The 13,767-nt window shown below is 50.6% G+C and carries 11 protein-coding genes; 2 read left to right on the top strand and 9 right to left on the bottom strand.

All coding sequences use genetic code 11. The features are described from left to right. The 9 genes from BLU47_RS09655 to BLU47_RS09615 all read right to left on the bottom strand — a co-directional run. On the bottom strand, window positions 1–2,176 hold a 2,176-nt coding region (locus BLU47_RS09655; protein WP_091961773.1), incomplete at its 3' end, for a TonB-dependent receptor. Beyond that, window positions 2,173–3,072 (bottom strand): GLPGLI family protein, encoded by a 900-nt coding sequence (locus tag BLU47_RS09650; protein WP_091961770.1) that lies wholly within the window; start codon window positions 3,070–3,072, stop codon window positions 2,173–2,175. The genes BLU47_RS09655 and BLU47_RS09650, both read right to left, overlap by 4 nt. A gap of 85 nt (window positions 3,073–3,157) precedes the next feature. Further along, window positions 3,158–4,741: an ATP-binding protein gene (locus BLU47_RS09645; protein ID WP_091961768.1), complete on the bottom strand. Its 1,584-nt coding sequence runs from the start codon at window positions 4,739–4,741 to the stop codon at window positions 3,158–3,160. 475 nt (window positions 4,742–5,216) lie between these two features. Beyond that, window positions 5,217–5,795 carry a Crp/Fnr family transcriptional regulator gene (locus BLU47_RS09640; RefSeq protein ID WP_091961765.1) on the bottom strand — a complete coding sequence of 193 codons (579 nt, stop codon included), beginning with the start codon at window positions 5,793–5,795 and terminating at the stop codon, window positions 5,217–5,219. Window positions 5,796–5,921: 126 nt separating this feature from the next. Next, window positions 5,922–6,272, bottom strand: coding sequence for a hypothetical protein (locus BLU47_RS09635; protein ID WP_091961763.1), 351 nt, complete (start codon window positions 6,270–6,272; stop codon window positions 5,922–5,924). Between the two features lies 1 nt (window position 6,273). Continuing rightward, window positions 6,274–8,574 carry a TonB-dependent receptor domain-containing protein gene (locus BLU47_RS09630; RefSeq protein WP_091961760.1) on the bottom strand — a complete coding sequence of 767 codons (2,301 nt, stop codon included), beginning with the start codon at window positions 8,572–8,574 and terminating at the stop codon, window positions 6,274–6,276. A gap of 174 nt (window positions 8,575–8,748) precedes the next feature. After that, window positions 8,749–9,504, bottom strand: coding sequence for a helix-turn-helix transcriptional regulator (locus tag BLU47_RS09625; protein WP_091961758.1), 756 nt, complete (start codon window positions 9,502–9,504; stop codon window positions 8,749–8,751). Between the two features lie 13 nt (window positions 9,505–9,517). Further along, window positions 9,518–10,099, bottom strand: coding sequence for a Crp/Fnr family transcriptional regulator (locus BLU47_RS09620; protein ID WP_091961755.1), 582 nt, complete (start codon window positions 10,097–10,099; stop codon window positions 9,518–9,520). Between the two features lie 3 nt (window positions 10,100–10,102). Further along, the gene (locus BLU47_RS09615; protein WP_091961752.1) at window positions 10,103–11,572 is read right to left on the bottom strand and encodes a Fic family protein; all 1,470 of its coding nucleotides are present in this window, start codon (window positions 11,570–11,572) and stop codon (window positions 10,103–10,105) included. A 368-nt stretch (window positions 11,573–11,940) separates the two neighbouring features. On the opposite strand from BLU47_RS09615, the gene BLU47_RS09610 reads away from it, so the two are divergent. Further along, a complete protein-coding gene (locus BLU47_RS09610; protein WP_143025526.1) occupies window positions 11,941–12,843 on the top strand; it encodes a fimbrillin family protein in 903 nt (300 codons plus the stop codon). 6 nt (window positions 12,844–12,849) lie between these two features. Then, window positions 12,850–13,737 carry a FimB/Mfa2 family fimbrial subunit gene (locus BLU47_RS09605; RefSeq protein ID WP_091961748.1) on the top strand — a complete coding sequence of 296 codons (888 nt, stop codon included), beginning with the start codon at window positions 12,850–12,852 and terminating at the stop codon, window positions 13,735–13,737. Window positions 13,738–13,767 lie beyond the last annotated feature (30 nt).

The raw sequence follows: 13,767 nt of genomic DNA, 5'->3' as shown, positions 1-13,767 counted from the left end.
GGTAAGCAGACTCTTCCTCTATGGAGAGCCAGCGAGTAGGCTTCAATGAGAACCGCAGCGAGGCTCTGCCGTTGCGGGTATGCTGACGGGCAAGAGAGTGATTGATCAGCAGGTCGTAATTGGTCCATGAGTAACTTCCGTTCAGTGTTATACTGAGCTTTGCCCAAAAGATGGATTTGCCCAAACTGCCAGAAAGGCTAAAGGTCTCCCGGTCCTGACGGAAATCGGTAGCCTGACGAATATAGACATTATTCACAAGTTGGCTATGATAGATAACGGCATCACGCAGATTGCTGTACCCAGAAGTGAGCCTGCAGAACATTCCTGTCATCACGTTACGATAGCCTAATCCTAAACTTGCCATTTGTCCCGTAGTGTTTTCAAACTGTCCTGAGCCTTGCTGACAAGAGATGTAATCGGTGTAATAAGGCTGACAGGTGATAGTGGTGATGTCGCTGGGAGTCCATCGGTAACTATAACTGCCGCTGATGTCAAGTTTGGAAGTCAGACTGTAGCGGATGAAAAGGCGCGGCTCTACCAGAAGATCCTGGCTATGAGTTTCATGATACTGACGTATTAACCAGTTAAGCCGTCCGTTCAGGCTGATGCTCCACGCCCCTTCACGATAACTGAGTGATGGCTCCACGTATGGCTGGTATTCACTGTAGCGGTCTTTACCGTTTAGTGTCATCCATTGCGTTTTGGTTTCAAAGCCAGCCTGCCATGTTACTTTTACCTGCTTGATGCTATGTTGATAATAGGCGTATGCATTCCAATATAGCATTTGTTGAGTGATTTGTTGAGTGCTATCATTGGTTAGTAGTAACGTGCCTGGCAGATAACTATAACTAAATAATGATGTGACGGAATAACTTTGCCCATTCTTCAGTTTGTTGATGAGTTCGAAGTTATCCACGATGTATCGTTTGCGAGGCTCAACCCGCTGGGGCGTCGGGCACCCGTTTAGCATAGAAAGTCCCTCACTCTTTTTAAAGTCAATATAGCCTTTTAGTGTGTTCGACAGATAATGATTGTCGCGATTGGCCTTATAGAGCAGTTCTGCCTGCCACTCGCTACGGGTACTTTTTGCCGTTTGCTCTTCGGTGATAACGGCTGAGTCGGCATCAAGATAGACAGTCTTTCTGTCCTGTTTCTGTTGGTTACGGTCATAAAGGCCAGTAAAGTGCAACTTCAGGTCATCATCCTTCTTAGTCTTGAATAGCCAGTTAGTGGCAGCAATATAGGTATCGTTGAACTTGCTGCGACGCGCATCGAGACTTGGTGCCCCCAGACTAATATTTTCCAATATACCGTCCTCTGTAGGGGCAGTCTTGTCGGATTGTGTCAGGTCTGTCACTTCATGCTCTATATCTTTACCAGTATTGTTGGCCTTCACCATCGAAATGCTCTGTTTCTTGCGTCCAAACACCATTTCCAATAACCTACCATCTCGCAGCCACTCGTCACCATAACCCGTAGCCACATCCACCACTCCTTGCCATACATTCTTGGCTTCGTCTTTCAGTACCAGATTGAGTGCTGCCTGTTCAGAGAACTTTATATCTTTGAAAACTTTCACGGGTTGATGATTCTCATATACCTGTACGCTCTTCACTTTGTCGGCTGAAAGGTTTTCACTCGCCATAGCATACTTACCACCCAGCAAGTCCATTCCTTCTATATAAAACTTGTTGATAGCCTTGCCCTGATACCTGATAGTACCTGATGGGAGAACTTCCAATCCCGGCATTTTCGCTATGACATCTGCAATCGAACGGTCTTGCTTCTGCATGAATCCTGCTACTGAATAAGTTAGCGTATCACCTTGTTCGCGGATGCGCTGTGGCGTTACTTTTACTTCCTTTAAGGCAATGGTCTGTTCTTGCATCTTGATGGTCTGACCGTTCTTATAGTCTTTAAGCGGAATAACCACCTTGCCAAAACCCATCATCAGAAACTCAATACTCTTTGCTTCTTTCCCTTGTGGAATGGTCAGCGAGAAATGTCCATCCTGCCTAGCCCTTGCAAATGCAACGACAGAGCCGCCATCCCCTTTTGCCACGACGGAGGCAGACACAAGCGGTTTCCCGCTCTTGTCTGTCACCCGCCCTGTGAAGGTCTGCGCCCTACCAACGAGAGAGACTAATATAATAAGGTATAGCAGCAAGCGCTTCATTTTTTCTTTTTAGTAGATCTTTTCTTCTGTGAATATTTCTTCTTGACATTGACACCAGGAAACTTCTCATATAGAATTCGCGTCTTAGGAACTATCTTAACTTCATTCCCCTGAGGATTCCACATTCTTGTAACCTTTGCCGGCATGCCTGTCATTTGAGATAGATGAGCGGAAGGATCCCAATACTCCAACATCATGATCTCTGCAACACGTTCTGGCATATAGGTTTCAATGATACCAGCACTCGGCGTCTTCATCCTGATTTCGTGTCCGTCACCTTTCTCGATACCGATGCAGTTGAAGCGAAAACAACCATCTGAATCGTAAGCATGAAGAACTAATCCTGGTAAACCACAGAATTTCCACGGACCATCGCTGTATGGCAAATCAAGTGTATACCATACAGTCCATGTCCGGCCTCTGAATGTGGTAACAGCCTTATGACAAGGGTATTCACAAACAACGGAATCTCCTTCTAATAATTTCCATTCAAACAACCTGTCTATCTTGTCACGACAAGAAACCCAGCCCGGCATGTGAACAAACTGTATATAGCCACTTTTGGGAGTATTCTTATAAACTTCATCCCGCAATGTTGTATAACCTTCATAAGGAATCTTGATTTTCTTTGCAATAATATCATTCTTATGCTTGGAAACATATTCTAGTCTTACGCTAACATATTGCGATGAGTGCTCTCCAATATCCAAGCGCATAAGGTCTTTCTCGATCTTTGGCTCTTCTTCGAACTTTTGATAAAAAACATCATAAGTCACTGAAAGAATGGTTTCATCCAGCTTCGACTCAGCCGCTTTCACTTTCTTATTATTTTGCTGTGCATCAACTCCTGCCATGAATAGCATTGTCATCAGTAATAACAAGATAATCTTTTTCATATCGCAATTATTTTGGCGGCAAAGGTACAGAAAAAGTTCGATAGCCTGATACTATCGGAGTTTGCATTAAGTTTGCATTTGGTATTTAAAGGGTGCGGATTACCTCATCCCAATCTTTGGCACTGCCTTTTTTGCCAAATGTCTTTTCGTATAGACGACTGCGAACGGTAGAGACAGCAGACTTGCTGCGAAAGGTAAGTGTAGCAATACGTACGGGCTCGAAACCTGCCTTCAGCAGGAGACAGACATGATACTCGTGGGGAGAAGGATGGCAGAGCCGCATCAGTCGCGTAGAGAAGCCTTCGTAGGTTTGGTTGACAGTTTCTGATAGCTTTTGCCAGTCTTCATCCGATGGATGATCGTTATCTGAAAGGGTGGCAAGTCGCTGCCATATACTGGTGGATTCTAATGTCTCAACGGCCTGTTTCAGCGCATCCACGTCAGCCTTGGCATAGTCGCGCTTCAGCTGTTCCAGATGCTCTATGCGCATCTCCATCAGTTCCTGACGGCGGCGATGGCGATAAATATAGGTAACATAAAGTGCTGTCAAAACCACCAACAATGCCATACCTAATACAATAATATAGTACTTTTTATCATTATCAGCCCTTAGTTTCTCGTTCTCCTGTTCCTGCTTCTGGTTGTGGTAGAAAGCATCAGCCTGTGCTATGGCCTCGCTGTTGGCGATGTGCTTCAGTTCGTCATCCAACTCTATATATTGGTCCAAATGCCTCACGGCTTCATTCCTCTGCCCTCTGAGAATATCGATATAAGCAAGAATCTTGTGGGCATCGCGCTTACTCACGGAGTTGCCGTTTTCCATCACTTTCTCTCCATAATAACAGGCAGAGTCGGGCTGTCCCGTTTGATAGTAAATCTGGCAGAGCAGGGCATTCAACTTATGTTGTTCGCTTGCAGGCATCCTTTCTCTTAACGACACTGCCAGGGGTTTAGCCGTAAGATAGTGGCCTCTTTCTACAAAGTATGTGGCCAAAGCGAACTGGATTGAGTTCTGCAAACTGTCTTGCCCAAACTCCTTCGCAAGTTTGTTCGCTTTTTGGAGATGAGTAATTTCCTCTGGCAAGTTATGATATGTGGCGCTGATAAACAGTAATGCTTCCATCATGCCTGCCGTGTCGTTCTGCTGCCGGCAATAGTTAAAAACCAGTTTGGCATGTACCCTCGCGGCCTCTGGCATATTATGCCGCAACTGTAGTTTCGCCATCTTACCATAGAGTTTGTTTCTCAACTCCAAATCTTTTCTCTCGGCCAGCATGTCTTCTGCCTTGTAGAAATAGCTAAGCGCCTTGGGACTGTCGCTGCAGTTGGCATAGATTGTGCCCGCAACAATATAACTGCGTAACAGTTTCATCTTATCGCCCGATTCTTCATAATAGTCTATCAGTTTGCGAGCGGTGTCGATATTACGATTAGGTTTCACCTCCTCGCTCATCTCAGCTACGAGCAGAAGGTGATACATCCTAAGATCTTCCGATTGTCGGACAATCTCTCCACTGATGGCTGCAACCTCTTTCCTTGCCAGCTCTCTGTTCTGACGATGATCTATCTTTTCGAGTTCATGATAATAGTAGTCATGTCCCGTCTGGTGACAACTCACCATTGAGAATGCCAATATCAGGACTATTATGATAATCTTCGTTTCCCTCATGGCCTGCAAAGTTAGGCAATAAATACGAAAAACTCTCAGGGAATGAGCAAAAATCTGCCTTTGCAAACTATTTGCAAACTATTTCAGACCATCAATTGACAAGAAAGGCCCTTTGGTTCATCATTCGATGTGGTTGCTAAAAGCATGCACGCGGGGTCAGAAACAATGGGGAATCACGGGGTCGGTTCTCCTGATCATATTCAGGAGTCTGATATCTCTATGCTTTATTACTTGTCTCATTCGCATTTCACTTAATTTGAAAAATGATCAGAAGAACCGACCCCATGATGACCTATTCTACGTTTTCGCGGAAATATCCCGTTCGGGGCATTCACGTCATGCTGTAACCGCCTCCGAGAGTCATTCCGAGCCACAAAGTTACAGAAAGTCCCACGAAAAAGCCCCCGACAAGACCGAAAATCGGATGCCGGGGGTGAAACTCTGAAACTAGTTTCAGTGAATTTTTGTAAAAATGCTATTTTTGTGCTCCGAAAGAGATTTTTTTGCGAATTTTGGAAAGCATCTGCGGGGTGATGCAGAGGAACGAGGCGAGGTCTTGCAAGGCAAGATGCTCAACAATACCGGGACAACGCTGCAGCAGCAACTCATAGCGCTCGCGGGCTGTGGCGCGGTGGAGGTCGATGTAGCAGGCGCGGGCCTGACTGAGTAGATGCTCAGCTATGACACTGCGTAACTCCATCTTTTCAGCGTCTTGACGGAAAAAGTCCATTAGCTGTTCGCCGCTCACACGGAGCATGCGGCTGGGCATCATCGCCTTGATCGTAGTCTGAGCAGGACGACCGTCGAGGCAGTTGGGATAGTCGCCCGCAAACTCGCCCTCGAACGAGAACCATGTGATATGCTCCCTATCATCACTGATGCCATACGTTACATACTTGAAGTACCCTTCGGTGACGAAGCCGAACCATCGTGCGGGGTCGCCCTCGCGCTCCAGCTGATCGCCCTTACGGTAAGTCACCTCCTTGCCCTCGCGCTCGCAAAACTCGCGCAGCGCCTCAATGTCAATACTGTTTTTTCCGAATTTCTGTTCCATCGTCAGTGGTTGTTTGGCTGCAAAGTTACTAAATTTCCAACGAAAGCGTTCATGGCGAGACCTAAAAAGTGTCTGCCGAGGTGAAAGTCTGAACAAATGTTCAGGGGTTAGTTACATTTCGAAGGGTTACATCTGGTACACGCGGCTCATGCCGTCGGCCTCCATCGGGGCTATCGGCTGACGGAGGAGGACGAGGTAGAAGCGGGGGAAGGTCTCGACGGGTGGATGGTCGGCGATGTAGCGGTCTATCTTCTGTCGGGCATCGTTGCGCAGGGCATCGTCGTTGCAGGGCACGAGGCGTTCTTCATCGACAAAGGCGATGTGCCAGAAGGCCATGTAGCCGATGACGTAATGCTCCACGGCTGTGGCCTCGTCCTTGTCGATGCTGGGGATGCAGGACGAAAGGGGCTGGTGGGGATTCTCACAAATGCCCACCACGGCCCAACTCAAATCTATGAAATGATGAATAAGTTCCATATCAGAAGCGGCTCTTGACATCGTTACCGGCACCTTGTCCGCGATACTTGCTCTTGGCTGGGTTGAAGTTATAGCGTACGGTGAGTTCGAGGTTGCGGGTGTCGAGGCGCTTGTCAAGATAGATTTCGCGGATGTCGCTGTAGATGGTCGCTTTCTGGCGGATGCTGCCAAAGAGGTCGGTGCAGGCCAGTTTGACGGTAAGGCGGTCGTTCCAGAAGGCTTTGTAGAGGCTGATGTCGAACTGCCACGACTGTGCGAGGTGTATGTTCTCGGTATCGCCAGCCGAACGCCACGAGAAATCGGCATTGAGCCATGAGTCGAAGGGCAAGTTGATGGCATTATTGAAGCGAACGATGGTCATCGGGCTGTTCATCTTCTTGGTCTCGCCACGGTATTGCACTTCGAGGTTCTGCATCTGCGTGGCCACCATCAACTGCGGATGATACTTGCCGAAGGTGGGTGCAACCGATACCATCAGGGAAAGGTTGTCGTAGCTACGGGCATTGTCCTTACGCAGCAGGGCGATGGTCGGATCGTCCTTGTAGGATGAATAGGAGGTGATGATGTAGTCGTGAACGCGGGCATAGTCAATCATTCCCGTCAGCCATTTGTAATTGAGTGCTAGCGAGAGGTTGTCGCGGTACGAAGGTTTCAAGTAGGGGTTGCCGCTCTCGTAAGTGTAACGGTTGATGTACTTGACGTTGCCGCTGAGTTGGCTGAATGCGGGGCGGTTAATGTTGCGTGAATACGAGAGCCGGGCACGCACGTTCTTCAAGGGGTACATCAACATCAACGAGGGGAAGAGGTCGCTGTAGGTACGGCTCTCGTCGCCCATCTTCACGCCGCCCTCGTAGTAACGGCTGTCGAGGAATTCGTAGCGCAGTCCGGCTATGAGCATCAGTTTGTTCAGACGCTGCATCAGTTGGACGAAGGCCGCCGTGCTGTTTTCCTCAATCTTCGTGTCGCTGGCACTAATGATGTTTTCCACGTTGCCGAACACGTCGGTACGGTGAACGTAACTGCCCTCGGCACCAATTTCCAGCTTGCCTTTCCAAAGTGGGTGGCCTGCCACGAATTTGGCGGCATAGAGGCGGTTCTTCACGTCGTTGCGGGTGGTCACGGTGCGGTTGTCGCCCTGTGTGGCATCCTCAAAGGTTAGGTTGTCGGAGTTCTGTTTCTGTAGCAGCACGTCAGCATTGGCATCGAGCGACCATTTGCCCGTCTGTCCGGCATAGTAGCCGCTGATGATGTGCTGGATGTCGTCGCCGTCCACCTTGCCACGGCCTGTAATTTGGTCGTCAGTCTGCTGGCCTATGAGCATGGTCGTGAAGTAGTCGCTCGTCTGTCTGTTGGGGCGTGAGGTCACGGTGTAGGTCATGCCGATGGAATGTTTGTCGTTGAGCATGTAGTTGAATCCGAGTTTCCCGGCCAACATTTGGTTCTTGTTGTAGTAGTGCATCAGACTGTTCTGCTGATAGTGGCTCTGCAGGTAGGTGTCCTGTCGGCTGTCGTTGGTCTGACGGCTGCGGCGGTTCTCGTATTCGGCCATACCGAAGATGTCAAGTCCGCCCGTGCGGTAATTCAGGTTCAGTTCCTCCAGACCATAGACGTAGTGGTTCACGCCCGCCACCGTGCGGCTGTTGAAACTGAAACCCTCGCCGACGGGACGGATGGTCTTGATGCGGATGACGGCCTTGACGGTGGCGTCGTATTTGGCACCGGGAGTCATCACCACCTCCACATCCTTGATTTGGTCGCTGCTCAGTTGGTCGAGTTCGCTCTGGTTGCGCATCTGCCGTCCGTTGATGTAGATGAGCGGAGTGCCACGGCCCAGCACTTCCACGCCACCATGGTTGCTGATGACGCCGGGAATCTTGCCCAGAACGTCGCCCGCTGTTCCTGTCTTGGAAAGATAACTGCCCTCAACGGTGGTCACGAGTGCGTCATCCTTCATTTTCACCAGAGGACGTGAGCCTTTCACCACGACCTCGCCCAGCATCTGTGTGTCGGGCTGCATCTGGATGTCGCCCACATTGCCCGTCCGTGCGTCGAGAAACTTTGTCGTATATCCCACGCTCGTCACTTTCAGCAGACCGTCTTGTTTGTCGGTGCTGATGCTGAAAGTTCCGTCGTCCTTGGTCACGACTCCCGCAATGAAAGCGGAGTCGGCACGGCTGACGAGCACGACATTGGCAAATGGCATCGGCTGGGCTTGCTCGTCAATCACCCGTCCGCTGATGCCCTGTGCTGTCGAGGCGATTGCCACGAGGCACATCATTGAAACTAATACAATCCTTTTCATAATCCTTGCGATTTTATTACGTTTGACATTTTTATTCGATAGACGTACTTTTACACCGCAAAGGTTGCAATAGATTTCAATAAGTCCACTACCCAAATGGGTAATTCTGCATCGCGGGGATGAAAAATTACCCATTTGGGTAACAAAATATGTTAAAATCGTGGGGATGACGGCTTAGACGAGGCCGTAATTGGTAGCAAGGGCGAGGGCTTCGGTGATGTTCTGAACATCGAGCTTCTCGAAAATCTGGCGGCGGTAGAACTTCACGGTGTCGAACGAGCGGAGCATCTTCTCGGCTATCTCCTTCATAGTATAGCCCTGGGCTGAGAGTGTCAGGATCTGCTTCTCCTCAGGCTTCAGGGTGATGGTCTCGCGGCTCTTCCATCGGTGGGCCTCCAATGAGTACTCGCGCTTCTCGCCCGTATGGAATTGGAAGAACTCGATGTGTCCGGACTCCTTGTGGGGCGAGAGCGAGACGGTGCAGAGGGCGAGCCAGACGCGGCCTTCCGGGGTCATGGCAAGGGGCGTAATCTTGTGGTTGACAAGCAGCAGACGGTCACCGTGGGTGATGTGGAAGTCGTAGGACATCATGCACTGGCGGCGGTTCTCCACGGGCTCGTCGTAGAAGGCGCGGAAGCCGGAGCGGTTCAGTTCGGTGAGCATCGGCACCTCGTCCTCGGGCACGTGGCTCAGGTAGAAACCGTAGCCCATCTGGCGTACCTCGTCGGCAGTGTGTCCGCAGAGGAAGAGCGGATTGTCCGACACGTAGAGGAAGTTCTTGCGGTAGTAGTCGATGATGTAGATGCTCTGGTAGGTGGTCTGCGCGAAAGCCTGCGCCGCCTCCACATAGGGCTGTACCCGCTGGTAGTCGGCATCGGTGATGCCCTCCACGCGGTTCTCGTACATAAAGAAATCGTCTATCTGTGCCATATTGCTCTTTGTTTTATTCAGTTATACTGCTAAACGTGACGGCCTTGCGGATGCGTGACAACTGTTGGGGAGTGACGCAGAGGAACGAGGCGATGGCATTCAGGGGAAGATGGCGGGCGATGCCTGGGCAGCGGCGGAGCAGCAACTCGTAGCGTTCGAGGGGCGTGGCGCGGTGGAGGTCGGTGTAGCGGGCACGGGCCTGACTGAGCAGGTGCTCGGCAACGAGGCAGCGCAGATCCATCGACTTCTTATCCTGACTGAACCGCTTCACCAGCTGTTCGCCGCTCACACGGATGATGCGGGTGGGTACCATCGCCTCGATCGTGGTCAGCGCTGGGCCACCGTCGAGACAGGCGGGATAGTCGCCCGCAAACTCGCCCTCGAACGAGAACCATGTGATGTGCTCCTTGTTGTCGCTGATGCCGTATGTCACGTATTTGAAGCACCCCTCGGTGACGAAGCCGAACCACCGTGCGGGGTCACCTTCGCGCTCCAGCTGTTCGCCCTTGCGGTACTCCACCATCTTGCCCTCGCGCTCGCAAAACTCACGCAGCACCTTGATGTCAATGCTGTTTTTCCCGAATTTCTGTTCCATAAGTTAAAAGCGTAATATATATTCATCTTCTTCCTTGAAAGCGTTGCAGCGTTCCATGTAGTCGCGCATTTCCTCAAAGTTATCTCCACGGAGATTGTAGCTGAACAGCCGTACACGCTGGATGGCATTGATCAGCTTTTCGGGGTTGTCCTTTCGGGTGAGTTGGCGCAGTGCACTGAGATAGTCGGTGCGGAATACGGTGGGAATAATGACCTTCGACTGTCCGGCGGCTGTCAGTTCGGCATTCATCATGATGCGGGAGATGCGTCCGTTACCGTCGGAGAACGGGTGAACCTCGCTAATCATAAAGAGCATGAAGAGGGCACGGGCAAAGGGGTGACGCAAGGCGCTATAGACCTCGAAGCCTTTCTTCAGTGTTCCGCGAACCTGTTGGAAATCGACGAAATGGGTTTCGCCAGCGCGGTTGTTCTGTGTCTTGAACATGCCGGGATTGGCTTCTGGACGGGCAGACATCATCACTCGGTGACGATGCTGGAGGATGTCAAGCAGGTGGTCGGGCGAGGTGGGCGTGATGGCCATTTCCTTTCGGTTGGAAACGATGTAATATGTGCCCAGCACGTCGTGACTGTCGGCGTTGCGGGCAGGCATCGGGGTACGGGTCTCGATAATCTGTCGGGCATCCTCCACCTCGAACTCTGTTCCCTCGATATAGTTGGAGAAATAACTCTCAAAGAAGGCGAAGTTGTTGTAGGCGGCATCCGTCTCATTCGGCTCAGGGAAATTCTCAAACTCACGCTCGTTGAGTGCGGCCATCAGAATGCTAAAGAGCTTCAGTCGCTGACTGTCGAACGGCTCTCCCAAGGCACGGGCTTCGGCAACCGAGGAAGTGAGAATCTTCGAGGGCTTTGTGGAAAGGATGGCCCCGATGATGGAGTCCAGTTTCTTGAACTCGTCGGCCATGTCGAGCTGTCCGGCTATCTCGCGGGCTGTGTCGCGCAACTTGTTCAGTTCGTCCTCACCATTGGTCTGCAAGACTTTATCCAGTTTCTCTTCGATAACGTCCTGTGGCAGACACTTGGAAACGCCATCGCGGCTATAGCCTGTCTGTAGGTTTTCAAGATAGGCCCTGGCACTGCAAGACATGTGCAGACCTCCCATGAAAGGATAATCGGCGGGAAGGGCTTTCTGACCTTCAAGCAGATGGATGGTAATGCCTGGCAACGATACTTTCTTCGTGTAATTATAGGTGAGGTAGATGTGTCCGTCGTTAGTGGGGCGGCACTCGAAGGCACTACGATGACTCATGACGGCATCGGGGTAGAGTTCGCCAAGGATAAAGAAGAGATTTCTGCGGATGATGTTCTCTGGGGTGTCGTTGAGATTGGTAGTGTATATCTTCGTGGCAATCTTGACAAGACGGCCTTCTTTCTTCATCTTCGTAATGAAGTTGTTGGTTGTCTTGTCGGAAGAAGCCATTACGACTTCGTGATTCAATAGAGCATTTTTTTCCATAAATTATTGCAATTATGGTGCAAAGGTAGTAAAACTTTCCAAAAGAACATTTATTTTATGGAAAATCTTCCAAATTCAAGGTATTATTTGTTATTTTTGGCATTGGATTGCTTATAAAAGCGAGTTTTCACGGGTACAACGGGCCAAACCGCTCGTTGATGGCTACATAAATGGCGGTGCATATTCTTTTTGATAAAATCATGGTCTTGAATAGTGAAAATTGAACTGAAGGCATGAACATTTGTTCAGACTTTCACTTCGATGCCTACATTTTAGATTTGCAAAGGACTTATTGCTTGGTTGTTTTGTAACTTTGCTGTTTTTTGTAATCGGGAATAGTCCCGAATCAATTCAAATTTATTATTACTATGAAGAAAATTGTATTTTTTGCGTCAGTCCTGGCGGTGCTGGGGCTGACGGCGTGTGAGAGAACGCTCGACGTTGGGGAGGATAATGCCTCGGCGGCTACGGCTGTCACGGTGACTATTGCCCCGCTATGGCAGAGCCTGACCATCGGCGGGACGTACAGCACGACGAACGGCAGCAGCACCATTGCGCTGACTCGCCAAGAGGACGGGAGGACGTGGAAGAACAGCGGCAGTGCCTATCTGCTGCCACCAAGCAGTCAGCCCGCCAGCGTGAGCGTGAACATCACCGTGGGCGGCACAACGAAAACCTATACCTATTCGTGTAGCGACCAGTTGGAGGCGGGGTATAAGATCAATATCGACGGTACCTATACCGAGGCCGTGGGCGTCAACCTGACAGGAACCATTACAGGCGCAACGTGGCTTGGGGAAAGGACGATTAGCTTTACGTTTGACGAGGACGGCAGTAGTGTGTCGGGGAACGACAATAACGGTGGGGATAATGGTGGTGATACGCAGGACTTCCCATCGGTCGGTGACACGTACCAAGGATGCTACGTGCTTGCCGTGACGGTGGAAAATGATGGAAAGTCGGCTGAGGTTATGCTGCTTTCGCCCAACGAAAGGGCGGTGACGAGTGCCAGCGATGCCGAGTCGGCCCTGGCCAGCCTTGGTGTGGACGGCATAAGCGACTGGACGGTGCCGACCAAGGCGCAGATGGATGCCTTTGCAGCAGCACGGAACGACGTGACTCCTACACCTGCAGCCGGAATCTACCTCTATAAGAATAACAACGGGAATTATTGTCAGTACAATCTGGCCACTGGCGCAACTGGCTCTGCCAATTATCTTACAGGCATTAACCTCCGTCCTGTCGCCATCGTTTCTATCACTAAAGACTAAACCGCTATGAAGAAGTATTTGTTTATTGCTCTCACCCTGCTGGTAGCAGCGTGCGAGAAGCCTATCCTCGACGAAGAGGATGTTGTCACGAAGAATGAGGCGAATGTCATCCTACACATGAAGCAGTATGAGCAGGAGGCATTTGGCAATAGTGGAAATCGTGCAGCTACCCGTGCTGCTACCGACATCACGGAACTATGCTCGCGTCTGAACATCGCCATTTTCGATGATGAGGGGACAAAGGTCAAGACTGTGGCGCAGAAAGAGGGCGACGCGTCGTTTGGCACTGTTGCCCTGACGCTTGCTGCCGGGACGTACCAATTGGTGGTCATTGCCCACAACGCCGAAGGCTCGGCCACGATTACCTCGACCGAGAAGGTGACGTTCCCGAACAACAAAGTGACCGACACCTTCTATTACTATGGTGACCTGGTTGTGACCTCCGAGGTGCAGTCCTACGATCTCACGCTGACCCGTGCCGTCGCCATGTTCCGCATGGTGCTGACCGACGAGGAAATCCCGTCCTCCGTAGCAAAATTCAAGTTCTACTACACGGGCGGTTCTTCCACGTTCTCGCCATCGGCAGGCTATGGCTGCGTCAACTCAAAACAGACGGAAATCCGCACACTTGCCGACGGTGTAACCACTTTCGACATCTTCACCCTGCCTCATACCGAGGAAGATGTATTGACGAAGCTCACCGTCACTGCCCTCGATGCCAACGACAACACTGTGAAGGAGCGCGTCTTCGAGAACGTTCCTGTCACCCGCAACCAGATTACCCGCTACACCGGCAGTTTTTTCGGTAATGGCGGCAGCGGCCAAACCTCCGACGGCACCTTCCGCCTCACCGCCGATCCAGATTGGGACAGCGTGAACGGATATACGTTCTGATCTCACTAAACTTCGAGAGTCGAGGCAACT

Source organism: Prevotella sp. tc2-28 (assembly GCF_900107705.1).
In the GTDB taxonomy this organism is placed as follows: Bacteria; Bacteroidota; Bacteroidia; order Bacteroidales; family Bacteroidaceae; genus Prevotella.
This window is presented reverse-complemented; position numbering and strand designations above follow the sequence as displayed.

Excerpts from the sequence above, each read along its gene's own strand:
- BLU47_RS09620 (WP_091961755.1), bottom strand. The coding sequence starts at position 10,099 with ATGGAACAGAAATTCGGGAAAAACAGCATTGACATCAAGGTGCTGCGT.
- BLU47_RS09625 (WP_091961758.1), bottom strand. The coding sequence starts at position 9,504 with ATGGCACAGATAGACGATTTCTTTATGTACGAGAACCGCGTGGAGGGC.
- BLU47_RS09645 (WP_091961768.1), bottom strand. The coding sequence starts at position 4,741 with ATGAGGGAAACGAAGATTATCATAATAGTCCTGATATTGGCATTCTCA.
- BLU47_RS09615 (WP_091961752.1), bottom strand. The coding sequence starts at position 11,572 with ATGGAAAAAAATGCTCTATTGAATCACGAAGTCGTAATGGCTTCTTCC.
- BLU47_RS09630 (WP_091961760.1), bottom strand. The coding sequence starts at position 8,574 with ATGAAAAGGATTGTATTAGTTTCAATGATGTGCCTCGTGGCAATCGCC.
- BLU47_RS09640 (WP_091961765.1), bottom strand. The coding sequence starts at position 5,795 with ATGGAACAGAAATTCGGAAAAAACAGTATTGACATTGAGGCGCTGCGC.
- BLU47_RS09635 (WP_091961763.1), bottom strand. The coding sequence starts at position 6,272 with ATGGAACTTATTCATCATTTCATAGATTTGAGTTGGGCCGTGGTGGGC.
- BLU47_RS09605 (WP_091961748.1), top strand. The coding sequence starts at position 12,850 with ATGAAGAAGTATTTGTTTATTGCTCTCACCCTGCTGGTAGCAGCGTGC.
- BLU47_RS09650 (WP_091961770.1), bottom strand. The coding sequence starts at position 3,072 with ATGAAAAAGATTATCTTGTTATTACTGATGACAATGCTATTCATGGCA.
- BLU47_RS09610 (WP_143025526.1), top strand. The coding sequence starts at position 11,941 with ATGAAGAAAATTGTATTTTTTGCGTCAGTCCTGGCGGTGCTGGGGCTG.